The 25,542-nt window shown below is 64.0% G+C and carries 19 protein-coding genes and 1 tRNA gene; 7 read left to right on the top strand and 13 right to left on the bottom strand.

Annotated elements, in window-relative coordinates; all coding sequences use genetic code 11:
- Positions 1-66 precede the first annotated feature (66 nt).
- Positions 67-1,182, bottom strand: a complete 1,116-nt coding sequence (locus FB597_RS03725) for a patatin-like phospholipase family protein (protein ID WP_144768124.1) — start codon at positions 1,180-1,182, stop codon at positions 67-69.
- Positions 1,183-1,739: 557 nt separating this feature from the next.
- Between FB597_RS03725 and FB597_RS03720 the strand changes: the two genes are divergently transcribed.
- Positions 1,740-3,482: a methyl-accepting chemotaxis protein gene (locus FB597_RS03720; protein ID WP_144768122.1), complete on the top strand. Its 1,743-nt coding sequence runs from the start codon at positions 1,740-1,742 to the stop codon at positions 3,480-3,482.
- A gap of 153 nt (positions 3,483-3,635) precedes the next feature.
- Here FB597_RS03720 and FB597_RS03715 read toward each other — a convergent pair.
- A tRNA-Arg gene (locus tag FB597_RS03715) sits at positions 3,636-3,712 on the bottom strand.
- Between the two features lie 206 nt (positions 3,713-3,918).
- On the opposite strand from FB597_RS03715, the gene FB597_RS03710 reads away from it, so the two are divergent.
- The 3 genes from FB597_RS03710 (at position 3,919) to FB597_RS03700 (ending at position 7,134) form a co-directional block, all read left to right on the top strand.
- On the top strand, positions 3,919-4,593 hold the full coding sequence (locus tag FB597_RS03710; RefSeq protein ID WP_144768120.1) for a sensor histidine kinase: 675 nt from the start codon (positions 3,919-3,921) through the stop codon (positions 4,591-4,593).
- A 55-nt stretch (positions 4,594-4,648) separates the two neighbouring features.
- Positions 4,649-5,302 carry a response regulator transcription factor gene (locus FB597_RS03705; RefSeq protein ID WP_141916471.1) on the top strand — a complete coding sequence of 218 codons (654 nt, stop codon included), beginning with the start codon at positions 4,649-4,651 and terminating at the stop codon, positions 5,300-5,302.
- Between the two features lie 233 nt (positions 5,303-5,535).
- The gene (locus FB597_RS03700; RefSeq protein WP_144768118.1) at positions 5,536-7,134 is read left to right on the top strand and encodes a GGDEF domain-containing protein; all 1,599 of its coding nucleotides are present in this window, start codon (positions 5,536-5,538) and stop codon (positions 7,132-7,134) included.
- A 19-nt stretch (positions 7,135-7,153) separates the two neighbouring features.
- Here FB597_RS03700 and pnuC read toward each other — a convergent pair whose 3' ends face one another.
- The 11 genes from pnuC to FB597_RS03645 form a co-directional block, all read right to left on the bottom strand.
- Positions 7,154-7,744 (bottom strand): nicotinamide riboside transporter PnuC, encoded by a 591-nt coding sequence (pnuC, locus tag FB597_RS03695; RefSeq protein ID WP_144768116.1) that lies wholly within the window; start codon positions 7,742-7,744, stop codon positions 7,154-7,156.
- 107 nt (positions 7,745-7,851) lie between these two features.
- On the bottom strand, positions 7,852-8,256 hold the full coding sequence (ftsB, locus tag FB597_RS03690) for a cell division protein FtsB (protein WP_144768114.1): 405 nt from the start codon (positions 8,254-8,256) through the stop codon (positions 7,852-7,854).
- 58 nt (positions 8,257-8,314) lie between these two features.
- Complete coding sequence (gene eno / locus FB597_RS03685) at positions 8,315-9,598, bottom strand: phosphopyruvate hydratase (RefSeq protein ID WP_141916461.1); 1,284 nt, start codon at positions 9,596-9,598, stop codon at positions 8,315-8,317.
- Between the two features lie 123 nt (positions 9,599-9,721).
- Positions 9,722-10,576, bottom strand: a complete 855-nt coding sequence (gene kdsA, locus FB597_RS03680) for a 3-deoxy-8-phosphooctulonate synthase (protein WP_144768111.1) — start codon at positions 10,574-10,576, stop codon at positions 9,722-9,724.
- The gene (locus FB597_RS03675; RefSeq protein ID WP_141916456.1) at positions 10,573-12,243 is read right to left on the bottom strand and encodes a CTP synthase; all 1,671 of its coding nucleotides are present in this window, start codon (positions 12,241-12,243) and stop codon (positions 10,573-10,575) included. The genes kdsA and FB597_RS03675 overlap by 4 nt, the downstream gene beginning before the upstream one ends.
- Positions 12,244-12,403: 160 nt before the next feature.
- On the bottom strand, positions 12,404-13,219 hold the full coding sequence (locus FB597_RS03670; protein WP_144768110.1) for an alpha/beta fold hydrolase: 816 nt from the start codon (positions 13,217-13,219) through the stop codon (positions 12,404-12,406).
- Between the two features lie 87 nt (positions 13,220-13,306).
- Positions 13,307-15,805, bottom strand: a complete 2,499-nt coding sequence (locus FB597_RS03665; protein WP_144768108.1) for a DNA internalization-related competence protein ComEC/Rec2 — start codon at positions 15,803-15,805, stop codon at positions 13,307-13,309.
- The gene (locus FB597_RS03660; protein WP_144768106.1) at positions 15,805-16,611 is read right to left on the bottom strand and encodes a TatD family hydrolase; all 807 of its coding nucleotides are present in this window, start codon (positions 16,609-16,611) and stop codon (positions 15,805-15,807) included. Before FB597_RS03660 ends, FB597_RS03665 begins: the two co-directional genes overlap by 1 nt.
- A 355-nt stretch (positions 16,612-16,966) precedes the next feature.
- Positions 16,967-18,139: an acetylornithine deacetylase gene (gene argE / locus FB597_RS03655; RefSeq protein WP_144768104.1), complete on the bottom strand. Its 1,173-nt coding sequence runs from the start codon at positions 18,137-18,139 to the stop codon at positions 16,967-16,969.
- A 97-nt stretch (positions 18,140-18,236) separates the two neighbouring features.
- Positions 18,237-18,950, bottom strand: coding sequence for a lipoprotein-releasing ABC transporter ATP-binding protein LolD (gene lolD / locus FB597_RS03650; protein ID WP_141916443.1), 714 nt, complete (start codon positions 18,948-18,950; stop codon positions 18,237-18,239).
- The gene (locus FB597_RS03645; RefSeq protein WP_141916439.1) at positions 18,943-20,208 is read right to left on the bottom strand and encodes a lipoprotein-releasing ABC transporter permease subunit; all 1,266 of its coding nucleotides are present in this window, start codon (positions 20,206-20,208) and stop codon (positions 18,943-18,945) included. Before FB597_RS03645 ends, lolD begins: the two co-directional genes overlap by 8 nt.
- A gap of 348 nt (positions 20,209-20,556) precedes the next feature.
- Between FB597_RS03645 and FB597_RS03640 the strand changes: the two genes are divergently transcribed.
- The 3 genes from FB597_RS03640 to recJ all read left to right on the top strand — a co-directional run bounded on the left by FB597_RS03640 (position 20,557) and on the right by recJ (position 25,523).
- Entirely contained in the window at positions 20,557-22,680 is a 2,124-nt protein-coding gene (locus FB597_RS03640) for an ATP-dependent helicase (RefSeq protein ID WP_144768102.1), read from the top strand.
- A gap of 114 nt (positions 22,681-22,794) precedes the next feature.
- Positions 22,795-23,832 (top strand): hypothetical protein, encoded by a 1,038-nt coding sequence (locus FB597_RS03635; protein ID WP_144768100.1) that lies wholly within the window; start codon positions 22,795-22,797, stop codon positions 23,830-23,832.
- Positions 23,829-25,523: a single-stranded-DNA-specific exonuclease RecJ gene (recJ, locus tag FB597_RS03630; protein WP_144768098.1), complete on the top strand. Its 1,695-nt coding sequence runs from the start codon at positions 23,829-23,831 to the stop codon at positions 25,521-25,523. The genes FB597_RS03635 and recJ overlap by 4 nt, the downstream gene beginning before the upstream one ends.
- The last annotated feature ends 19 nt before the right edge of the window (positions 25,524-25,542 follow it).

The raw sequence follows: 25,542 nt of genomic DNA, 5'->3' as shown, positions 1-25,542 counted from the left end.
ACCGGAAGCATGTCCCGGCGCCGTGGTTGTCTCCGCCTCCGCGATGCCTGGGGCGCCGGCAGGTTCTTATGCCGCCAGCGGCGCCGTCCGTTCCGGCACGCCCAGCGCATCGCCATGCGTACGGCAGAATTCGAGGCCGGCGCGGTAGCCGACATCGAACAGCAATTGCATGTTGGAAGATGACCAGTCCAATATTTCCGGCCAATGCTGCTGCGGCACGTCCCTCATCAGGTCGACCTTGAGCATCTTGCGGCGCGGCTTGCCGGTGGCCGGATCGGTGTTGTGCTCGAGTTCGAACAGGCGTTGCTCGGCCTTGGAAATCTTGACCAGCGGCGTGATGATGGAACGCACCCAGGCATCGTAGAGATTGCGCGGCTTGCGGATCAGGCGGTCCTCGCCCAGGATGTCCAGCACCACCAGCGTGTCGACATCGTCGTGCAGCGGCGGCTCGCCGTTGGCGCCCGGGATGAACGGATCGAAATTGAGGGTATCCAGCGCCGCGCCTTCGATGTAGTTCTCGCCATCGATCTCGGTCGGCGCATAAAGGAAGGGAAACGACAGCGAGGCCCGCACATGGGCCGCGGTGATGTCGCGCTTGCCCCAGATCTGCATGCGGTGGCGGTCGATGTTGTAGGCGTTGATGTAGAACTCCGGCCCCATCCTGGCGACGGCGTCGAAGTCGATGGATTGCTCCAGGAACGGCAGGTGCGCGCACAGGCCAAGGCTGCCGGAATGCAGATCGGACGGCGACAGGGCCGACATCAGCAGATGCATCCAGTCGTTCCATTTGGCCGAGGCTTCGGCGAAATGGTGGGTAAACATCTCGGCGAACGGGTTCACCCCCATGCTGGGCAGGCTCTTGAGCTGCGCCATCATCGAATCGCGGTAGCTTTCGGCTTGCGATCCGGGTTTCTTGAACACCTTGTAGTTGACCGGGAACAGCTTGTAGATGCTGTCGGCCACGCCGACCTCGGCCCAGCGCATGAGCGCCTCGCGCGGCGATGCGTCGCGCGGCGCGGTGTACAGCAAGCCCATCAGGACGCCGGCACCGGACGCCGAAATGACGTCGAACTCGACTCCCTCCGAGAGAAATGCCGCCAATGCCCCCGCGATCAGCGTCGAATTCGGCGCGCCGCCCCCGATCACCAGAGCCTTTTTCCCCTGCCCTTGCGAATTGCCCATGAAATTCCCCCGTATGCGCGTTTGCCCGCCGGGTTTCCCCCACCAGCGCGCTGCATGAAGTTGCTCAGGGAGGCGCGGCCTCCCAACGTAACTATCGCGTACGTCGAGAATATATCCGCAAAGCAACTAGCGATTCCCGGGACGCGCGATTTTATTCCCGCATATCAGGCATTCAGAAATTTAATAAGCTTGGCCTGGCATAGCCAACAAGGAAAAGTGAACGGTCGTTCAGCGGCAAGCCCGGCAGTTTGTAATCGTGCCGTAAGGAAATTCGGATACGCCGGGCGATGGCACAATATCCCGGATCTGGAATTTCAATAAGCCGCAGGCACTTTTCTCCCGCACACCGGGAAAATCAAGATGTCCTCCTACCCTCTTCGTCTTACAATTTCAACAACAATAAAAATCGAAAAACGAATTGGCCTGTCCCGTCGATATGCCTGCTGGCGCGCCCTCGCCCATGTCGCCAGGCCCTTTCATTTTATTGATTTATTTACAATATTTATCGTAGTGACGGTGCATTGCCGGCCTCAGGCAATCCCCAAAGGAGAATAAAAATGAAATGGTTCTATGATCTGAAAATTTCCAAAAAGCTGATCACTACTTTCCTCGTCATCGTGGCCATGGTGGCCGCCCTCGGCGCCTTCTCGGTACGCGAGCTGGACAAGGTCAACGGCGCCTCCACCGAAATCGCCGTCAACTGGCTGCCCAGCATCCGTTCCTTGTCCACCATCCAATTGACCCTCTCGCGCATCCGCAGCTTCGAGATGCAGCACCTGCTCGCCAAGGATGCCAAGGAATATGAGGAAATCGAGCGCAGCACCAATACGCAGATCGCCGCCCTGAAAAAAGAACAGGCGGCGTACCTCACGCAGATTTCCGAGCCGGAAGAGAAGGCGATCTATCCTGAGATCGACAAGCAGATCGCCGCCCTCCTGTCCGAGCATGACAAAATCCTCGCCATTTCAAGACAAGGCAATAGCGAAGAGGCGCGCAACCTGCAGCGCGGCGAAGCCACGCTCGCCTATCGCAACGTGCTGCAAGGCCTGGACAAGCTGATCGCCATCAACAACAAGGGGGCCGACGCTTCCAATGCGCAGGCAGATGTCCTCTATGACCAGGCGCGCCTGATGATCATGGGCACCGTCGTCATCTGTATCGCGCTGGCCATGCTGCTGGCGGTCTGGGTTTCGCGCCTGATCGCCCGGCCGCTGGAGCAGGCCGTTTCGGTGGCCCAGCGCGTGGCCGGCGGCGACCTGACCGCAGATATCCGCTCTTCCAGCAAGGACGAAGCCGGCCAGTTGCTGGATGCATTGAGGAGCATGAACGACAGCCTGCTGGGCATCGTCACCGAAGTGCGCCAGGGCACCTCCACCATCACCGTCGCATCGACTGAAATCGCCAGCGGCAACCTCGACCTTTCCTCCCGCACCGAACAGCAGGCCAGCTCGCTGGAAGAAACCGCCTCGGCCATGGAAGAACTGACCTCCACCGTCAAACAGAACGCCGACAATGCGCGCCAGGCCAACCAGTTGGCGACGTCCGCCTCGGAAGTGGCGGTTGCCGGCGGCAACGTGGTCGGCAAGGTGGTCGACACCATGGGAGCGATCAACCAATCCTCGCGCAAGATTTCGGACATCATCGGCGTCATTGACGGCATCGCTTTCCAGACCAACATCCTGGCGTTGAACGCGGCGGTGGAAGCGGCGCGTGCCGGCGAACAGGGCCGCGGCTTCGCGGTGGTGGCCTCCGAAGTGCGCAGCCTGGCACAGCGCTCGGCTGCAGCCGCCAAGGAAATCAAGGGACTCATCGAAGGCTCGGTGGCGCAGGTCGACCTGGGCAGCAAGCTGGTTGAGGAAGCCGGCAATACCATGAGCGAAGTGGTCAACAGCGTGCGCCGCGTGACCGACATCGTGGCCGAGATCAGCTCGGCCAGCCAGGAACAGAGCGACGGCATCGAACAGGTCAATATCGCCATTTCGCAAATGGATGAAGTTACGCAGCAAAACGCTGCGCTGGTGGAACAGGCCGCCGCCGCTGCCCAGTCATTGCAGGAGCAGGCCGAGAAGCTGACCGATACCGTGAGCATCTTCAAGCTCAACCAGCATGCCGTGTCATCGCCTGCCAGGACGGCCAAGACGGCGCCGCCGAAAAGCGCCGCCGCCCGGCCGGCCGCAGCCGCGCGCAAGCACACTGCAGACGTGACGCCGAAGAAAGCGGTATTGCCCGCAAAACCAGTCGCCGCCGCCAGCGCCAAATTGACGGCCGGCAGCGATGGCGACTCATGGGAACAGTTTTGATCAGGACCTGACTTGATTCCGGCGTGCCCGGGATCAACGCATGAACGCATGCGCAGAAGAAGGCGGGCCGTTTCATACGGCCAGCTTTGTTTTCCGGCAACAAGGAAGGCGAGAAAGAAAAAAGGGCCCATCTTGCGATGGACCCTTTATATCTGGTGCGGCTGGCAGGAATCGAACCCACGACCCCTTGGTTCGTAGCCAAGTACTCTATCCAGCTGAGCTACAGCCGCGAAAAACAAAATTATAGCACCGGCCTTGCATTAATGGGAAGCCCCTCTCCTGAAATTTCTCGTTTGCCGGCCTCAATGGCATAGCGACAAGATTTTCCGGCGCGGCGCGCCCGCTTTGCCCTGCATCAACCTTCTGCGCAGCGACCTGGTGACCGCGCTGCGCATGCCGGATATGATTGGCGTTTTCAATTCCGACCGCGCCCGACATGCCCCAGGAAATCATTTCCGGCGACCCATCCGGGGAAGCCCTGTCTCTTACCGAAAAAATCCGCGAACAAGAGCGCGCGCGCATCGCCCGCGACCTGCACGATGAGCTCGGCGCCCACCTGACCGGCATCAAGATGGCCCTGGGGCAATTGCGCGAATCGCTGGCCCAGGCGGCAGGAATGGAAAAACAGCATGACCAGGCGCATTACGCCGAGGAACTGGTTGACGAGGCGGGCGACGCCATGCACGGCATCATCGATGACCTGTGCCCGCCCATCGTCGAGTTCGGCCTGGCCGAGGCGCTCGAGTGGCAAAGCCGCATGTTCACCCGCCAGACCGGCATCGTCTGCCGCCAGCGCTGCGGCGACGGCCTGGAAGGACTGGAGGAATTCGAGGTGATCACGCTGTTTCGCATCGTGCGGGAAGCCCTCAATAATGTCGCCAAGTATGCGCAGGCCGACAACGCCTTGATCACGGCCGGGCGCGAAGGCGATGTGCTGTCGCTGCGCATCGAGGACGACGGATGCGGTTTCGATCCCTCCGCCGCCCTGCGCAGCGGCCACGGCCTGGGCAACATGCGGCGCCGCGCGCAGGCGCTGGGCGCAACGCTGCAGCTCGATAGCGCGCCAGGCAAAGGCACTGTGATCCGGGTGGAGATTCCTGTCGCGCGCTGAGCGAACGCTATAGAATACCGGCTCGCCATATACAGAGGGTCGACGCATCCCGCCCATGAGCAAAAAAAACACCGCTTCCATCAAAGTCCTCATCGCCGACGACCATGCCATCGTGCGCGAAGGCTTGCGCCAGATCTGCGCCGGCACCAAGGATATCGTCGTGGCCGGCAATGCCGCCAACGGACTGGAAGCGATCAAGCTGGCGCGCGTGGGCAACGGCGACGTGATGCTGCTCGACATCGTCATGCCCGACCGCAATGGCATCGACATCCTCAAGCAGATCCGCAAGGAGCATCCCCAGTTGCCTGTATTGATGCTGTCCATCCATCGCGAAGACCAGTATGCGATCCGTGCGCTGCGCGCCGGCGCGGCCGGCTTCCTCAACAAGCAGGTGGCGCCGTCCGAACTGCTGGCTGCGATCCGCCAGGCCGCCACCGGGCGCAAATACATCAGCCCGTCGCTGGCGCAGGAGCTGGCCAACCAGATCGGCTTCGACCATGAGACGCCGCTGCACGAGACGCTGTCGGACCGCGAATACCAGACCATGGTCATGATCGCCTCCGGCAAGACGGTCGGCGATATCGCCGCCGAGCTCTCGCTCTCGGTAAAAACCATCAGCATGTACCGCTCCCGGGTGCTGGCCAAGATGAAGATGCGCCATAACGCCGAACTCACCCACTACGCCCTGAAAAACGACCTGGTGGAATAAAAAGGCATTCCCGCCGGTCGCCCGCCGGCCTTGACAAAAAACCTTCAACGCCAAAACGCTTGACGTAAAATGGCCCGAGATTTTTCGAACCGATCGCAAGCCTTGCGACTGTCGCGCGCATGCAATGCGCGATTGCCAACGGGCCCTAAAGGAAAAGGCCGGATGAGCCGTTACCAGCGCACAATACTCCTTGTCGCAGTGATATAAAGCGGCCAACAACATTGTCTGCCGACATGTCCAAGAAAACGCCCACCTTAAGCCCCGTCGAAATCGCCCGCGAGGCTTTCCAGCGCCTCGGCACCCGCCGCATCGCCCCCACCCCGGAAGCCTATCGCGTCGCCTATGAGGAAATCCTGGGCGGCCCGCCCGAAATCCGCGCAGAAACGGTACTGGCCGACCTGGCCGCCAGCTTGGCCAGGCAGCCGGGCGAGAACGGCCTCCTGGGGATGCGCCTGGTGCGCGCCCAGGAAAACAGCGACTGGGGAGAATATGCACGGCAACTAGGCGAATTCGCGCAAGAGAACTGGAGCACACGCCCGCTCGTCCCGCACGGCGAACTGATGCCGGTGGATCTGGAACGGCAGTTCATCCGCGACAGCAAGAAGGAAAAGATGCTGCGCGAAGTGCTGGCGCGGGTACTGGTGTTCAACCTGTCCTCGCTGCTGGAAAGCGCGCCGGAACTGGCCAACGAGTCGAAATCCAGCGGCCAGGACCTGAAGACGGCGTTCTCCGAACAGGCGATGACCGAGATCATCGGGCGCATCAAGCAACTGAGTTTCCAGATCGAGCTCAAGGCCGACGACATGGCGCAGCAGCAGGAATTGCTGATGCGCCTGTTCCAGCTGCTGCTGGAAAACATAAACGGGTTGCTGGAACAGGGCTCCTGGCTCTCCACCCAGATCGAAACCGTGCAAGCCCTGATCGCCGGCCCGATCAGCAAGACCTCGCTGGCCGACGCGACCAAGAACCTCAAGGAAGTGATCTACAAGCAAGGTTTGCTGAAGAACACGCTGGCCGAGGAAAAGGTGGTGGTCAAGAACATGATGCTGACCTTCGTCGACCGGCTCTCGGCGATGCTCTCGACCACCAGCAACTACCAGAAGACCATCAGCGGCTTCTCGCAGCAGATCAGCCAGGCCGGCAACATCAGCGACCTCAACTCGGTACTGAGCGACATCATGCGCGAAACCCAGAACGCGCAGGAAGAAACCAGCCGTTCGCGCGACGCCATGGAAGATGCGCGGCAGGAAGTGGAAAAAGCCGAAGCCCGCATCCATGCGCTGGAAAGCCAACTGGTGCAGATGGGCGAACTGGTGCGCGAAGACCAGCTGACCGGCAGCCTGAACCGGCGCGGCATGGACGAGTCGCTGGAGCGTGAAATCGCCAACGCCGAACGGCGCGACACGCCGCTGTGCATCGCCTTGCTGGACCTGGACGACTTCAAGCGCATCAACGACACCCACGGCCACGACACCGGCGACGAAGTGCTGGTCCACATGGTCAAGGTGATCAAGGAAACCTTGCGCAAGCTGGACGTGATCGCGCGCTTCGGCGGCGAGGAATTCATCGTGCTGATGCCGGAAACCGAACCGCAGGATGCCGTCCAGATCATCACCCGGGTCCAGCGCGAACTGACCAAGCGCCTCTTCATGCATGAAAGCCAGCGCCTGCTGATCACATTCAGCGCCGGCGTCGCCGAACACCACAAAGGCGAAAGCCAGGCGCAACTGATCAAGCGCGCCGACGTGGCCCTCTATAAAGCCAAGAATGCGGGCAAGAACCGCATCGTCTTCGCCGATCCGCCGGCGCCCGACGCCTTGCCGGCGGCATAGGACGCCGCATCCGGCCTTGTTATTCCGAATGCCGCCAGCTGCGCCAGCCGGCCATCGCCATGATGACGAACAGGCCGTACAGTATCGCCGTCAGCGTCAGGTGCTTGTAGAGGTAGAGGCCGACATACAGCACGTCCACCAGGATCCACACCAGCCAGTTTTCGATTTTCTTGCGCGACAGCAAGAGTTGCCCCACCAGGCTGCCGGCGGTAAGGAAGGCATCCATGTGCGGCACGTCGGTATCCGTATAGCGGCGCAGGAACCAGGACAGGAGCGCAAAGCCGGCGCCCCATGCCGCCAGCGTCAACGCCCAGCCGGCGCGGTCCAGGCGCGACACCGGCAACGGCCTGTGCTGCTGGCCGCCGCGCAGCCATTGGTACCAGCCCCAGATGGACACCGCGACGAAGACGAACTGCAAGCCGGAGTCGCCGTACAGGCGGGCATCGACGAACACTGCCGCATACAGCAACGAAGACAGGATGGAAAACAGCCAGGCCCAATGGTTCTGGCGGATGTTGAGCCAGACGGTGAGCACCGCCAGCAGGAAGGACAGCAGCTCCAGCGGCGTGGTGGACAGGCCGGACAACGACAGCGGCGTATCGATCGACATTCGTGCAGGTCCGGGACGGTAGGAAAATGGTCGGGAGATCGGGGGCCGGGCAGGCCTGCATTCGGCTTATCCCGCCGCAGCCTGCGCAACGTGCGCACAACGTGCGGCTAGCGCGCGGCTCTGGGCGCTTCGGCGCTCCCGCCCGACGACGGCGCCGCGGCAGGCACGGAAACGCTGTTGGGCTGGCCGGAGCCTGGCATGTAGGGATTGGGATTGGCCGACGCGAATGGCTTGCCCGATGCGCCATCGATCACCTGGATGAAGACCTCGTTCTGCTTGATCATCCCCAGTTCGAAACGCGCGCGCTCTTCGACCGCGCCCTTGCTCTGCTTCAGGTCGTCGACTTCGGAAGCCAGCTTGGCATTGCGTTCCTTGAGCTCATCGTTCTTCTTGCGCGCCTGCTGGACCTGGCGGTCGAGTTCCCAGACCTTGAACCAGCCGCCCTTGCCCAGCCAGAGCGGATACTGGATCAGCACCAGCAAGAGTGACAGGCAAAGGATGATCAGGCGCATGGCCGGGAGCTCTCAGCGCGGCGCGTGCATCGGGTTGCGAGGCACGCGCCGCTACGCTTTACTTCAGGTTGTAGAACGCAGCGCGGCCCGGATAGGTGGCGATATCGCCCAGATCCTCTTCGATGCGCAGCAGCTGGTTGTACTTGGCCATGCGGTCCGAACGCGACATCGAGCCGGTCTTGATCTGCAGCGCGTTCATGCCCACGGCGATGTCGGCGATGGTCGAGTCTTCGGTTTCGCCCGAACGGTGCGAGATCACGGCGGTGTAGCCGGCGCGCTTGGCCATTTCGATGGCGGCGAAGGTTTCGGTCAGGGTGCCGATCTGGTTGATCTTGATCAGGATCGAGTTGGCGATGCCCTTGTCGATGCCTTCCTTCAGGATCTTGGTGTTGGTGACGAACAGGTCGTCGCCCACCAGCTGCACCTTCTTGCCCAGGGTTTCGGTCAGCAGCTTCCAGCCGGCCCAGTCGTTCTCGGCCATGCCGTCTTCGATGCTGATGATCGGGTACTTGTCGCACCACGACGCCAGCAGGCCGACCTTCTGCGCCGGGGTCAGCACCATGTTTTCGCCGGCCAGGTGGTAGTTGCCGTCCTTGTAGTACTCGGAAGCGGCGCAGTCCAGGCCCAGGGCGATCTGGGTGCCCGGCTCGTAGCCGGCCTTTTCGATGGCTTCGATGATCAGCTTGATGGCTTCTTCATGGCTGGAGACGTTCGGTGCGAAACCGCCTTCGTCGCCCACCGAGGTAGCCAGGCCGCGGTCGTGCAGGATCTTCTTCAGGGTGTGGAACACTTCGGCGCCGTAGCGCAGCGCTTCACGGAAGCTCGGTGCGCCCACCGGGATGATCATGAACTCCTGCAGGTCCAGGTTGTTGTCGGCGTGCGCGCCGCCGTTGATGACGTTCATCATCGGCACCGGCATCTGCATCGAACCGCTGCCGCCGAAATAGCGGTACAACGGCAGGCCCGACTCTTCAGCGGCGGCCTTGGCCACTGCCATCGAGACCGCCAGCATGGCGTTGGCGCCCAGACGGCTCTTGTTCTCGGTGCCGTCCAGGTCGATCAGGGTGCGGTCCAGGAAAGCCTGTTCATTGGCGTCCAGGCCCATGATGGCTTCGGAGATTTCGGTGTTGATGTTTTCGCAGGCTTGCAGCACGCCCTTGCCGAAATAGCGGCTCTTGTCGCCGTCGCGCAGCTCGATCGCCTCGCGCGAACCGGTGGACGCGCCCGAAGGGACAGCGGCGCGGCCCAGCACGCCGGACTCCAGCAGCACGTCGCATTCAACGGTGGGATTACCGCGGGAGTCGATCACTTCACGGCCGATGATATCAACGATTGCACTCATTCCAAATCTCCATCAAGGTTTTAAAAATTGTAGGCGGTGGCGCGGGCCTGCCGGGGAGGCTGCTGCAACCCGGCGTGCGCACACAACGAAGCGGCCGCCGGACGGCGGCCGCTTGACGCGCGATCAGGAAAAGTTGTTTTCCAAAAAGCCCGCTTTCTTCACGATGCGGTCCAGCTCGATCATCGTGCCCAGCAAATCCTTCATGCGCGCCAGCGGCACGGCATTGGGGCCGTCCGACTTGGCTTCGGCCGGGTTCGGGTGGGTTTCCATGAACACGCCCGACACGCCCGTAGCGATCGCCGCGCGCGCCAGCACCGGCACGAACTCGCGCTGGCCGCCCGAAGACGTGCCCTGCCCGCCCGGCAGCTGCACCGAGTGGGTGGCGTCGAACACCACCGGGGCGCCGGTCTCGCGCATGATCGCCAGGCTGCGCATGTCCGAGACCAGGTTGTTGTAGCCGAAGGACACGCCGCGCTCGCAGGCCATGAAATTGTCGGTCGGCAGGCCGGCTTCCTTGGCCGCGGCGCGCGCCTTGTCGATCACGTTGACCATGTCGTGCGGCGCCAGGAACTGGCCCTTCTTGATATTGACCGGCTTGCCCGACTGCGCGCAGGCGCGGATGAAATCGGTCTGGCGGCACAGGAAGGCCGGCGTCTGCAGCACGTCGACCACGGCGGCGACAGGCTTGATCTCGTCGATCTCGTGGATGTCGGTCAACACCGGCACGCCGATCTGTTTCCTGACCTTGGCCAGTATCTCCAGCCCCTTCTCCATGCCCAGCCCGCGGAAAGACGAACCGGACGAGCGGTTGGCCTTGTCGAAGGACGACTTGTAGATGAACGGGATGCCCAGTTCGCCGGTGATTTGCTTCAAGGTGCCGGCCGTATCGAGCGCCATCTGTTCGGACTCGATGACACAGGTGCCGGCAATCAGGAAGAACGGCTGGTCGAGGCCGACCTCAAAACCGCAGAGTTTCATGCTTTTCCTTTTGCGGCCGCATCGTGGTGAACCAGCGCATGATGGGCCAATGCTGCGCGGATGTACGAAATGAACAGCGGGTGGCCGTCACGCGGGGTCGACTTGAACTCCGGGTGGTATTGCACGCCGATGTAGAACGGGTGGGCGTTCTCGCCGGTACGCGGCAACTCCATGATTTCGCACAGGTCTTCGGTCGGCGTACGCGCCGACACGACCATGCCGGCCTCTTCCACGCGGCCGAGATAAAAATTGTTTGCTTCGTAGCGGTGGCGGTGACGCTCGGTCACCGTTTCCCCATAAATTTCAGCCGCCAGCGTGCCCGGCTTGATGCTGCAAGTCTGCGCGCCCAGGCGCATGGTGCCGCCCAGGTCGGAATTCTCGTCGCGGCGCTCGACGCGGCCGTCGTGGTTTTGCCACTCGTCGATCAGCGCCACCACCGGCTGCTCGGTATCCGGATCGAACTCGGTCGAGTTGGCCTTGGCCAGGCCGGCCTTGTTGCGCGCGTATTCCAGCAGCGCCACCTGCATGCCCAGGCAGATGCCCAGGTACGGCACCTTGTTCTCGCGGGCATAACGGGCCGCGGCGATCTTGCCTTCCACGCCGCGCTTGCCGAAACCGCCCGGCACCAGGATCGCATCGTACTTGGCGAGGCTGCCGGTGCCGTTGGCTTCGATTTCTTCCGAATCCAGGTATTCGATGTTCACGCGGCTGCCGGTATGGATGCCGGCATGGCGCAGCGCTTCGGTCAGCGACTTGTACGACTCGGTGAGGTCGACATACTTGCCGACCATGCCGATGGTCACTTCGTGCGAAGGATTGTTCTGCGCGTCGATCAGCTTGTCCCACATCGACAGGTCGGCCGGCTTGGGCGACAGGCCCAGCTTTTCGCAGATGATGGTATCCAAACCCTGGTCGTGCAGCATCTGCGGAATCTTATAGATGCTATCGGCATCCCACACCGAAATGACGGCGTCGACGGCAACGTTGGAGAACAGCGAGATCTTGTCGCGCTCGTCGTCCGGGATGCGGCGGTCGGCGCGGCACAGCAGGGCGTCCGGCGAAATGCCGATTTCGCGCAGCTTTTGCACGCTGTGCTGGGTCGGCTTGGTCTTGAGTTCGCCGGCCGATGCCAGGAACGGCACCAGCGTCAGGTGGACGAAGGCGGTGGCGTTGCGGCCCGAGCGCAGACTCAATTGGCGCGCGGCTTCGAGGAAAGGCAGCGACTCGATGTCGCCGACGGTGCCGCCGATTTCCACCAGCGCAACTTCATAGCCTTCGGCGCCGCGATGGATGAATTCCTGGATCTCGTTGGTGATGTGCGGGATCACCTGCACGGTCTTGCCCAGGTACTCGCCGCGGCGCTCCTTGCGGATCACCGACTCATATACCTGCCCGGTAGTGAAGTTGTTGACCTTCTTCATCTTGGCCGAGATGAAGCGCTCGTAGTGGCCGAGGTCGAGGTCGGTCTCTGCGCCGTCGTCGGTGACGAACACTTCGCCGTGCTGCAGCGGGCTCATCGTGCCGGGGTCGACGTTGATATAGGGATCGAGCTTGAGGAGGGTGACTTTGAGGCCACGCGATTCGAGGATCGCAGCCAGGGACGCGGCGGCAATCCCTTTACCCAGGGAAGACACGACGCCGCCAGTGACAAATACAAACTTGGTCATTACAGATGAGTGCCGAACGGCACATGCGGGAAATTCAAATTATACCCCAAAGCGCTCGTATTTTTAATCCCCTTGCGCCGATATCTGTCTCGCCGCGGCGAAACTTGCGTGGAGAAAACACGGCCCGCGAGGCCTCCCGTCTTGACAACCTCCGTCCCGCTTAGTTCTTCGCCCTTTCCGCTTGCAACAAGGCCTGGATCATCTCGTGCGTGGCCTGGGCCGCCAGCAGCGGCGACTCCATGGGAAACAGGTGGCCGCCGGGGATCTGCCGGAAGTGATTGCCCACCAGGCGCCGGGTGGCGCCCAGCCCGGCCAGCCGGCACTCGACCGAATCGGCGCCGCCGACAAACCCGACCGGCACCGGATAAGGCCGGCGCGTCAGGCCACCAAGATGATGGGGAATGGTGCGATAGACCGCGGTTTCCGCCTCGCGCGTGAAACGCAGGCGCACGCTGCCGTCCGCTTGCGGCGCCAGGCCATGTTCCACGTAATCGCGCAGCACGCGCTGCGGCCAGGCGGCGAACATGGCCTTGGCGGCGTAATGCCGGTAGGCGCTCTCCATATCCGGCCAGACATTGCGGCGCTTGACCGACGCCACCGCCGGCGAACGCTTGCCCTCCAGCTTGAGCAATTTGGCCACGCGCAAGGCCTGCGCGCGCCAGCCCGCCACGATGGGCGAATCCAGCAGCACCACGCAGCGCGCCAGGTCGGGACGCTTGCGCGCGGCCATCAGCGACAGGATGCCGCCCATCGAGTGCCCCACCAGGATCGCCGGTTCTCGGTAATTGCGCTCCAGCTCCTCGACCAGCTCGCGCCCCAGCTTGCGCCAGCCGTCATCGACCGGATAACGCGGGTTGTGCGCATGCATGGCCAGCGCGCGCACGTCGTAGTGCTGGCGCAGTTGTTCGAAGAACATGCCATAGGTACCGGCCGGGTAACTGTTGGCATGCGCGAAATGCAAGATCGGCAAGCTCATAGAATGCGATGGAAGAAAGTAATGGCAGCATAGCAAAACCGCAATCACCCTGAGCGTGCTATTTTCCCGGATCGCGAAATATTGCGACTAGCGTCCGTACCAATAGCGCGCATGCGTCTTGCGGTACTCCTCCACATTCAACTGGTCGCCGAAGGTGAGCGTCACCGCCCCCGATTCATCGGTACGCAAACGGCGGATGCCCAGACGCTGGTAGCGCTCGAAGACTTCCGGATTGGGATGGTTGAAGCGGTTGCGGTAGCCGACCTGGAAGATCGCCACCTCCGGCCGCACGGCGCGCAGGAACGGCTCGGTCGAGGAAGTCTTGCTGCCGTGATGCGGCGCCAGCAGCACGGTTGACGGCAACTGCTCGGCCATGGCGCCATTGAGCATCTGATCTTCCTGTATCGCCTCGACATCGCCGGCCAGCAGAATCGATTGGCGCCCGATCTGCACCTTCAGCACGCAGCTGAGCGCATTGGGTTTCCACTTGGTGCTCTCATAGATGGCCGGCACCGGATGCAGCATGGTGAAGCCGATGCCGTCCCAATTCCACGATTGCCCCGCCACGCAGCGCTGGTGCGACGGCGCAGCCTTGACGATGGGGCTGCCCTCGGCCAGCGACGAATAGACGCTGTCGATACGCACACCCTTGAGCAGGGACAAGGCGCCGCCGGAATGGTCGATATCGCTATGCGAAATGACCAGGCGGTCGATCCGGTCGATGCCACGCGCGCGCAGGTAAGGCAGGAGCACCCGGGTGGCGCCGTCGGATTGCGGCGTGTAGTACGGGCCGGTGTCATACAGCAGGCGATGGCCCGGGGTTTCCACCAGCAGCCCCATGCCCTGGCCGATATCGAAGGCGGTGACGCGCATGGTGCCCTCCGCCGGCGTGCCGGGCGCATTCAGGATCAGCGGCAGCCAGCCGAATACCCCCAGCCAGCGGGCCGGCCAGCCGCGCGGCGCCAGCACCAGCAGCGTGCCGCCCAGCGCCAGCAGGAACATCCACCAGCTCGGCAACGGCGTTTCCCATACCGCGAACGGCAGCGCCTCCAGCCAGCCCAGGAATCCGGCCAGCCACACCAGCAACTGGTGCGGCACCTGCAGCACCCATTCGGCAGCAAATGCCGGCAAGATGCTGCCCAGCAGCGACAAGGGCGTGACCACCAGCCCCACCAGCGGGATGGCGACGGCATTGGCGATCGGGCTGACCAGCGAATATTGGCCAAACAGCAATACCGTCAGCGGCACCAGGCCCAGCGTGATGATGTACTGGGCCTGGGCGCCGGACTGGACTGCCAGCCACAGCTTCTGCCACCAGCGGGTACGCGCCGCCGCCGCCATCGCATGACGCGGCTGCATGCGTCCGACCGTGCCGTACAGCAGCAAGCCCACGGCGCCGAAGGACAACCAGAATCCCGGCCACAGCAGGGACCAGGGATCGAGCAGCAACACCAGCCCCAAGGCCAGGCACAGCACCACCGACACGCGCACGATGCGCCCGCTCCAGAAAGCGACGCCGACCACGATCAGCATGTAAAGCGTGCGTTGCGCCGGCACGCCGAAGCCGGCCAGCAAGACATACACCAGCGCCATCAGCATGCCGGCGATGACCGCTACCTTCTGCGCCGGCAGCAGCAACGGCAATTGCGCGCCGGTAAAAAAAGAGCGCCGCCACAGCCAGCTCGCAAGACCGCCGCACATGGCCGCCAGCATGGTGATGTGCAAGCCTGAAATCGCCATCAGGTGGCCGATGCCGGTGCGGTTGAAGATGCTCCAGTCGGATTGGCTGATGCCGCGCTGGTCGCCCATGACCAGCGCCGCAACCACCGGCGCGTAGGGTTCGCCCGGCAATGCCGCCAGGATGCGGTCGCGCAGCCAGCCGCGCGCGTATTCGATGGCCTTCGACGGCGTCCAGACAAAGGCGTCGAGGCGCCGGTTGGCCGCGCCCGCGGCCGCGCCAGGCGCAGCCGGCGTCCCCACGACGTAGCCGGTGGCGCGCACGTCGTCCTGCAACAGCCACACCTCGTAATCGAAACCGCCCGGATTGGCGTTGCCGTGCGGACGCTTCAGGCGCACCGTCAGCCGCCAGCGCTCGCCGGGCCGGATATCGGCCACCGGCTGGCGTCCCGGCGCCGCCGCTTCGCCATCCTCCACCGGCGCCTGATAACGGCGGTTGCCGTACCATGCCAGGGCCAGCCTGGGCGGCACCGGCGGCGTCACCGCCCCCTGCTGCGTCACCTGCTGCACCACCTGCTCGACATCGAAACGAAAGCGCACGCCCTGTTCATTGCGGTCCGGCAGGTTGGCCACGGTGCCGATCACGGTCACGTCCCTGCCCTCCCACGCCGATGGGAGTTCCTGCTCCAGGTAATAGTGCGCAAAGGCCGCGGCCCACAAGAAACCCACCCAGGCGCCGCAGGTCAGCAGCAACGGGATGCGCAGGAAGGGTTGCCAGAATTTCCATGCTGTGAGCGCCAGCAGCACGGCCAGCACCAGGCCGGCCGCATACCACTCCATGCCAGGCAGCCGCGCCTGCATCTGCAGTAATCCAATACCGAAGGCAAAGCCGATGATCACACTGCGCATCAGAGGCCCAATCCGGAACAGGCAAGCCGCGGCAAGGCGGCCAGGGCATTGGCGCAAGTGGCGGCGGCGATCTCTGACGGCGGCATGCCGCGCAACTCGGCCAGCACCTCGCCGATGCGCGGAATCTGGTCGGGCGTGTTGACGCCGGGATGGCGCCAGGCGGGGGCGATGTCAGGGGCGTCGGTCTCCAGCACGATGGCCGGCAACGGCAGCTCGGCGGCCAGCCGGCGGATCTGCAGCGAACGCGGGAAGGTCATGGCGCCGCCGAAGCCCAGGTGCAGCCCCAGGTCGATAAACGCCTGCGCCTGCTGGAAACTGCCATTGAAGGCATGGGCGATGCCGCCCGGCACGCGGATGCGGCGCAGATGTTTCAAGATGATGTCCTGCGAACGGCGCACATGCAGCAGCACCGGCAGCCCGAAATCCCGGGCCAGCTTCAGTTGTTCGGAAAAGAAGAACTCCTGCTTCTCGCGCAGCGGCGCCTCCTTCAGTTCCGGCACGAAGAAATCCAGGCCGATCTCGCCCACGCCGATGAACAGCGGGTCGGCCAGGGCGCTTTCGATGGCGGCGCGCAAGGCTTGCAGGTCGGCTTCCTGGGCGGTCGGCACGTAAAGAGGGTGGATCCCCAGCGCATAGACGCCATTGCCTACCTCACGCGCCAACTGCGCCACGACGCCGAAATTGGCGCGCGCGATGGCCGGAATCACGATCGCCCGCACACCGGCCCGCGCCGCATCGTCAGCGACGGAGGCGTTATGGCCGCCGAATTCCCCGGCGTCGAGATGGCAATGCGTGTCGACCCACATGTGCGTACTGGTATGGCGTGAAGACTCAATGAAAACACATTAAGAGCCGCCGGCCTGCGCCGGCGCGTACGCAAGGAGGGCTGGACTGCCATGATCGTCCTGGCATGCTTCCCCCGAAGCGTATTTTTTTAATGCAGCATACCCGGATTCGTTCCAGGTCCAGGAGAGGGAGTTTACCGTTTAACCGCCGCTTGCAACTCTTAACATGAGTAAAGAAACGAGCAAACAGAATTTAACCCGGATAAACCGCAATCCATTCCATCTCCGACAGGACAAACAAAAAAAAGGACGCAATCTCTTGCGTCCTTTTTCCTGAGCCTGGCACGAAAAGCCCAGTGCTATCCCTGCAATCTCGTCAGACCGCTTCCAGCGACTTGCCCAGCTTGCGCAGGAACTGCTCGCAATGATCCAGCTGCGCCAGCGTCACGAACTCGTTGGGCTTGTGCGCATTGTCGATGCTGCCGGGGCCGCACACGATGGTGGGAATGCCGATCTGCTGGAACAGGCCGGCTTCGGTGCCGTAGGCCACCTTGCGCGTCTGGCGGTCGCCGGTCAGCGTGCGCACCAGCTCGGTGATCGCCGCCTGCTCGGCCGCCTCCAGCGCCGGGCTGCCGGCGAAATTGTCGATCTCGATGCGGGCGTCGGCGAACTCCGCCTTCATCTTCGGCAACAACACGTCGCGCACGTAGACATCGATCTGCGCCTGGATATCGGCCACCGTCATGCCCGGCAGGTTGCGGAACTCGTAGGTGAACTCGCACAGCTCGGGAATGGTGTTGACCGCGATGCCGCCGCGGATCTGGTTGGTGGTCATGGTGGTAAACGGCACGTCGAAGAACTGGTCGTACGGGCCGTTGGCCTTGTAGGCGTCGGCGAAGTCGCGGATGGCGCAGATCATGCGCGCGGCGTATTCGATGGCGTTGCAGCCCTGCGGCGTGAGCGACGAGTGGGCCGACTTGCCGTGTACCTTGCAGGCGAACACGTTGATGCCCTTGTGCGCCACCACCACGTTCATGCTGGTGGGCTCGCCCACCACGCAGCCGTCGACCTTGATGCCGCGCTTGACGATTTCTTCCAGCATCGCCGGCGCGCCGATGCAGCCGATTTCTTCATCATATGAGAACGCCAGGTGCAGCGGCTTGGTGCGCGGCATGGCCAGGAACTCCGGCGTGAGCGCCATGGCCGTGGCGATGAAGCCCTTCATGTCGCAACTGCCGCGCGCGTACAGGGCGCCGTCCTTCTCGACCAGCTTGAACGGGTCGGTGTCCCATTTCTGTCCGTCCACCGGCACCACGTCGGTATGCCCGGACAGGACGATGCCGCCCTGGGTCGCGCCCGCATTGGCGCCGGCCGTGGCCGGCAGCGTGGCGAACAGGTTGGCCTTGGTCTTTTCCTTGTTATGGGCGAACCAGGGCTTGATGCCCTGCTGCTCCAGGTTGTCGCGCAAGGCGGCGATCAGTTCAAGATTGGAATTGCGGCTGGTAGTGTCGAAACCGACCAGTGTTTCCAGCCATTGTCGCTTATTCATTTGGTATTACTCCCTTTCAAAACAGGTACGCGGCAGGCGCCCGCTGGGCCCCGCCGCCACCGATGCAGCCATGCAGCCATGCAGCCATGCAGCAAGCTTACTCCGTAATCGGCCCGGCCTGCTGCAGGCCGTTTTCCGACAATCTCAGGACCCGCCCGCAACGCGCGGCCAGGTCGCTGTCATGGGTCACGATCACGAAGGCCGTGCCCAGCGTCTGCGACAGTTCGAGCATCAGCTCAAAGGTCTTGTCGGCGGTGGCGCGGTCGAGGTTGCCGGTGGGCTCATCGGCCAGCACGCAGGCCGGATGCGTCACCAGGGCGCGCGCCAGCGCCACGCGCTGGCGTTCGCCGCCGGAGAGCTCGCCCGGCACGTGCGACACGCGCTGCTCCAGGCCGACCCGGGCCAGGATCTCGCGCGCCTGCTGCTGCGCCTGGTCGCGCTTGACGCGGCGGATCATCAGCGGCATGGCGACGTTATCCAGCGCCGAGAATTCCGGCAGCAGGTGGTGGAACTGGTAGACGAAACCCAGCGACTTGTTGCGCAGCTCGCCGCGCGCCGACTCGCCCAGGCTGGCGAAATCCCGGCCCTGCAGCACGACCGAGCCGGTGGATGGCGTATCCAGCCCGCCCAGCAGATGCAGCAAGGTCGACTTGCCGGAACCCGAGGCGCCGACGATGGCCACCTGCTCGCCATGACGCACATCGATGTCGATGCCGGCCAGCACCTTCACCGAATATTTGCCCTGGGTGAAGGTCTTGCCCAGGCCGCGCGCGGCCAGTACCACTTGGTTGTTGTCCATTGCCTTATTCATAACGCAGGGCCTCCGCCGGTTTGACGCGGGACGCGGCCCAGCTCGGATACAGCGTCGCCAGGAAGGCCAATACCACCGCCACGCCGCCGATGGTGTAGACATCGGACCAGATCAGGTCGGAAGGCAACTCGGAGATCACGTAAATGCTCTTGGGCAGGAACTGCACGTGGAGCGCGCGTTCGATGGCCGGCACCACGACGTCGATGTTGAGCGCCACCGCCACGCCCAGGCCGACGCCGATGGCCGTGCCGATCAGCCCCACCAGCGCCCCCTGGATGACGAAGATCTTCATGATGGAACCGGGCGAAGCGCCCAGCGTGCGCAGGATGGCGATGTCGGCCTGCTTGTCGGTCACCGTCATCACCAGCGTGGACACCAGGTTGAAGGCCGCCACCGCAATGATCAGCGTCAGGATGATGAACATCATGCGCTTCTCGGTCTTGACCGCCGCGAACCAGTTGCTGTTTTGCTGCGACCAGTCGCGCAGGTAGAGGTCGCCGGTCAGCGTCGAGGCCAGTTGCTGGGTCACCTGCGGCGCCTGCAGCATGTCGCGGATGCGCAGCCGCACGCCGGTCGGGGCATCGAGACGGAACAGGGTTTCCGCGTCCTGGATATGGATGAAGGCCAGCGAAGAGTCGAACTCATAGTGTCCGGCCTCGAAGATGCCGCCCACCGTGAATTGCTTCAGGCGCGGCAACACCCCGGCCGGCGTCACCTGCCCTTGCGGCGCGATCAGCGTCACCTTGTCGCCGATGCCCACGCGCAAGCCGCGCGCCAGCTCGCCGCCCAGGACAATATTGAATTCACCGGGCTTGAGCGAGGCGAAACTGCCCTGCTTGATCTGCTTGGCGACATCGGAAACCTTGGGCTCCTCTTCCGGCAGCACGCCGCGCACCAGGACGCCGCGCACATTGTCATCGCGCGTCATCATCGCCTGCGCCGCCACGTAGGGTGCGGCGCCCTGCACTTCCTTGTTCTGGAAGGTCTGCTTGGCCACCGCTTGCCAGTCGCGCATGGCGCCGGAAGCGTCGAATACCTCGATGTGCGCCAGCACCGACAGCATGCGATCGCGCACTTCCTTCTGGAAACCGTTCATGACCGACAGCACCACGATCAGCGCGGCCACGCCCAGCGCGATGCCGGCCATGGAAATCAGGGAAATGAAGGAAATGAAACTGTTGCGGCCGCTGCGCTTGCCAGCGCGCGTATAGCGGATGCCGACCAACCATTCGAACGGCAGGTTTTTTATTAGACTCAAAATTGCTCCGAGAGAAGGCTGAATCAAAAGCGCGGCCAATCATGTCCCCATCACGACAGATAGCGGCGCATTTCGACAGGCGAAGCGCGAAGTTTGCCACAGAATGGGCCAGACGGCCCACCCCGGTCACACGTTCGCTGCCGTGCCGGGATAGAGCCCGGCTTTGCCCATAGGTTCTCGGCGACATGAAGTCTTACATTTGCGGCAAGCGCCGCGGCCATCCCAAAACACGTTCCATTCCGGCAACTTCTGCCGCGCATTTTGCCACGGCGCCGCATCCGATATTGCGCACGGAACTGGTTATATATACAGTGCAAAGCTTTAAGCAACACCAACCCCGCCACCCCGATGCCGCCAGATCCAGCCGCCGCCCTTGATACCGCCGCGCCCGCCGCCGATGCCCGCCACGCCCTCTTTGCCAAGCTCAACGAGCAACAGCGCGCCGCGGTAGAACATGGCGGCAAGCTGCCGCCCGCCCGGCATGATCCGTTGCTGATCGTGGCCGGCGCCGGTTCCGGCAAGACCAGCACGCTGGCGCACCGGGTCGCCAGACTGGTGCTGGATGGCGCCGATCCGCAACGCATCCTGCTGCTGACCTTTTCGCGCCGCGCCGCCGCCGACATGGGCCGGCGCGTCGGCCAGGCGATCGGGCAGGCGCTGCAACTGCCGCCGTCGGCGCAGCCGCCGCAGTTGCCGTGGTCGGGCACCTTCCATGCGATCGGCGCGCGCCTGCTGCGCGACTATGCGGCGCAAATCGGCCTGGAAAAAGATTTCACCATCCAGGACCGCGGCGACTCGGAAGACCTGATGGGCCTGCTGCGCCATGAGATGGGGCTGACGGCCACCGACAAGCGCTTCCCGCTGAAGGCCACCTGCCTGGCCATCTATTCGCGCGCGGTCAACACCCGCGAAAATCTCGGCACGGTGCTGCACACGCAATTCCCCTGGTGCCGCGAATGGGAGGCCCAACTGGCCGAACTGTTCTCTGCCTACGTCGACGCCAAGGAACGGCAGCACGTGCTGGACTATGACGACCTGCTGCTGTTCTGGGCCGACATGCTGTCCGACGCCGAGCTGGCGCGTCATGCGGGTGAACGCTTCGACCATGTGCTGGTGGACGAATACCAGGATACCAACCGCCTGCAGGCCGAGATCCTGAAGCGCATGAAACCCGACGGCGCCGGCGTCACGGCCGTGGGCGACGACGCCCAATCGATCTACTCCTTCCGCGGCGCCACGGTGCGCAACATCCTCGACTTCCCCGCGCTGTTCTCGCGCCCGGCGCGCATCGTCACGCTGGAGCGCAACTACCGCTCGACCCAGCCGATCCTGGCGGCTTCCAACGCCGTCATCGCCGAGGCTCCCGAACGCCACCACAAGAACCTGTGGAGCGACCGGGCCTCCTCGCAAAAGCCGCAACTGGTGCTGATCCCGGACGAAGTGGAACAGGCGCGCTGGATTGCCAACCGGGTGCTGGCGCACCGCGAACAGGGCCTGACGCTGAAGTCGCAGGCGGTGCTGTTTCGCACCGCCACGCACAGCGCGGCGCTGGAGCTGGAACTGGCCCGCCGCAACATCCCTTTCCTGAAATTCGGCGGCTTGAAGTTCCTCGAAAGCACCCACATCAAGGACCTGCTTTCGCTGCTGCGCCTGGCCCACAACCCCAACGGCCGCATGGCGGGCTTTCGTGCGCTGCAGTTGATCGCCGGCATCGGCCCGGCCACCGCCAGGAAGGCGCTGGACCTGATGGCCGCCGCCGACGACCCGGCCGCCGCCCTGCTCGACTTCGCCCCGCCGGCCAATGCGGCGCTGGAGTGGCAGGCCTTCGCCGACACCTATGCGCTGATGCGCCATGCATCCACGCCATGGCCGGACGATCTCCATGCCGCGCGCGACTGGTACCTGCCGCAACTGGAACGCAAGTACGATGACGCCGGCGCCCGCAGCGCCGATATCGAACAGCTGGCCGCACTGGCCGGCGGCTATGCCTCGCGCGAGAAGTTCCTGACCGAACTGACGCTGGATCCGCCCGAGGCCAGCAGCGACTATGCGGAACCGCCCTACCGCGACGAGGACTACCTGACGCTGTCCACCATCCACTCCGCCAAGGGCCAGGAATGGCGCTCGGTGCATGTGCTCAACGTGGTGGACGGCTGCATCCCGTCGGATCTGGCCACCGGCAACGACGCCGAGATCGCCGAAGAGCGCCGCCTGCTGTACGTAGCCATGACACGCGCCAAGGAATACCTGCACCTAGTAGTGCCGCAGCGCTTCTACGTCACCCAGCAGACGCCGCAAGGCGACCGCCACGTCAACGCCATCCGCAGCCGTTTCATCACGCCGCGCATGCTGCCGCACTTCGAAGACAGCCTGTGGCTCTCGGCCGAAACCAACGGCGCGCGCACGCCCATGCCCGACAGCGTCAGGATGCTGGTGCGGCAGCGGGCCAGGAATGCCTGGAAGCAAGACTAGGCTCGCCTTCCAGGCGCAAGCCGGGCCCGACTGCGCCAGAACGACGGGTGCAATGCGGGATGCCCGCAGCAACGCCCGCATCGCTTGGGCTGCCAACCGCTAAAATAGCGTCCCATGAATCAACTCGACATCCTGATCCCCTTCGCCCTGCCCCCGGCTGCAATGGCGCGCGACTTGCTGCGCCAATGCCAGGCGCCGGCGCTGGCGATGCTGCTGGCGCGCGGCAAGCACGCCGCGCCGCCCCAATCCCACGATCCTTTTTCGCGCGCCTTGCCGCATGAGCACTGGCTGGCGCAACGCTTCGGCCTGCCGCAGCCGGCCCAGGACAGCAGCCCGGCCGCCGCCGCGGCGCTGATGCGCAGCCTCGGCCACACGCCGGTCGCCGGCCAGTGGTTCGTGCTGCATCCGGCCCACATCCACGTCGCGCGCGACCATCTGGTGCTGACCGATGTGGCGCAGTTGCAGCTGGATGAGGCGCAATCGCAAAAACTGTTTGCCTCGGCCGCGCCGCTGTTGACCGACATCGGCCATGAAGTGGTGTATGGCGACGCCCGCACCTGGTTCATCCGCGCCGACGCCTGGGCCGGCCTGCGCACCTCGACCCCGTCCGCTGCCAGCGGCCGCAATATCGATATCTGGATGCCGGAAGGCCCGGGCGAACTGGCCTGGCGCAAGCTGCAAAACGAAGTGCAGATGCAATGGTTCTCGGAAAGCCTGAATGAAGAGCGCGAAATGCGCGGGCTGAAGGCGGTCAACTCGATGTGGATCTGGGGCGGCGCCGATGCCGCGGTTGGCGCCACGCCGGCCTATGCCGCCAGCTATGGCCTGAACGGCTGGATGCAAGCGTTCGGCGCCGCGGCGGCTACCCCATTCACCGCCGCCGAGGTCGCCGCCGGCAGCGGCCACCGCTTGCTGCTGCTGGACCAGTTGCTGGAAGTCGCCCTGGCCGAGGAATGGGGGCTGTGGCTGCAGCGCATGGAAACCCTGGATCGGGAATGGCTGGCGCCGCTCTTGGCATCGCTGCGCGGCGGCGCCTTCGACGCCATCAATTTGATCCTGACCGGCGCCGACCAGCTGGCGCAGATCTCCACCACGCGCAGCGCGCTGCGCAAGTTCTGGCGCAAACCCTCGTTACAAAGACTCGCCGCATGATCCGCATCGCCACCCGCCCCTATTCCATCCAGCAATCCGAACAACTGATCGCCGAAGGCGTGCATCCGGTGCTGGCGCGCGTGTACGCGGCGCGCGGCCTGGCCAGCGCGCGCGAACTGGCCAGCGAGCTCAATGCCCTGATCGCGCCGTCCGGCCTGCTGCATATCGACGCCGCCGCCAGTTACCTGGCCGACGCCATCGCCGCGCGCAAGAAGCTGGTGATCGTGGCCGATTACGATTGCGACGGCGCCACCGCCTGCGCCGTCGGCCTGCGCGGCTTGCGCCTGCTGGGTGCGCAGGTGGACTACATCGTGCCCAACCGCTTCGAGTACGGCTATGGCCTCACGCCCGAGATCGTCGCGCTGACCGTGCGCGAAAAGGCGCCGGACGTGATCATCACGGTCGATAACGGCATCGCCAGCATCGACGGCGTGGCCGAGGCCAAGCGGCGCGGCATCGACGTGGTCGTGACCGACCACCACCTGCCGGGCGACGCGCTGCCCGACGCGCGCGTGATCGTCAATCCGAACCAGCCCGAATGCGGCTTCCCCAGCAAGAACCTGGCCGGCGTGGGCGTGATGTTCTACGTGCTGCTGGCGCTGCGCGCCGAGATGCGCAAACGCGGCATCTTCGATGCGCAAACCCAGCCAAGGCTGGATACGCTGCTGGACCTGGTGGCATTGGGCACGGTGGCCGACGTGGTCAAGCTGGACGCCAACAACCGCATCCTGGTGGCGCAGGGCTTAAAGCGCATGCGCAGCGGCAAGATGCATGCCGGCATCGCCGCGCTGTTTCGCGCGGCCGGGCGCGAAGCGCGCCGCGCCACGCCGTTCGACCTGGGTTTCGCGGTCGGACCGCGCCTGAACGCGGCCGGGCGCCTGGCCGACATGGCGCTGGGCATCGAATGCCTGACCACCGACGATGAAGGCCGGGCCTGGGCCATCGCCCAGGAGCTCGACGCCATCAACCGCGAACGGCGCGACATCGAAGCCGGCATGCAGGACACCGCGCTGAACCTGCTGGACGACTTCAACCCGGCCGACCGCCGCACCATCGCCGTGTTCGACGCCTCCTGGCACCAGGGCGTGATCGGCATCGTGGCTTCGCGCCTGAAGGACAAGTTCTACCGCCCGACGATCACCTTCGCGCCCGGCGACGAAGGCTTCATCAAGGGCTCGGGCCGCTCGATCGCCGGCTTCCACCTGCGCGACGCGCTCGACCTGGTTTCCAAGCACGCGCCGTCGGTGATCACCAAATTCGGCGGCCATGCGATGGCGGCCGGGCTGACCATCCATGCCGAGGCGTTCGACGCCTTCGCCCAGGCGTTCGAAGCGGTCGGCCGGGACTGGCTGACGCAAAACCAGCTGGAGCGGGTGATCGAAACCGACGGCGCGCTGGAGGACGCCTATTATTCGGTGCAGTTCATCGGCGTGATGGATGAGCAGGTCTGGGGCCAGGGCTTCGCGCCGCCGGTGTTCTGCGATACCTTCCGCGTGCTCAACCAGCGCATCCTGAAAGAAAAGCACCTGAAGCTGCTGCTGGAAAAGAATGGCCAGAAATACGACGCCATCTGGTTCGGCCACGCCGATGCCCTGCCCGACTACGCCACCGTCGCCTTCCGCCTGGACGCCAACGAATACAACGGCAAGACCACCGTGCAATTGATGGTGGAGCACGCCGAACCGGCCTGACAGGTTCCCGCCTCCATCC

It is taken from the genome of Herbaspirillum sp. SJZ099 (assembly GCF_007828355.1).
Classification (GTDB): Bacteria; Pseudomonadota; Gammaproteobacteria; order Burkholderiales; family Burkholderiaceae_D; genus Herbaspirillum.
This window is presented reverse-complemented; position numbering and strand designations above follow the sequence as displayed.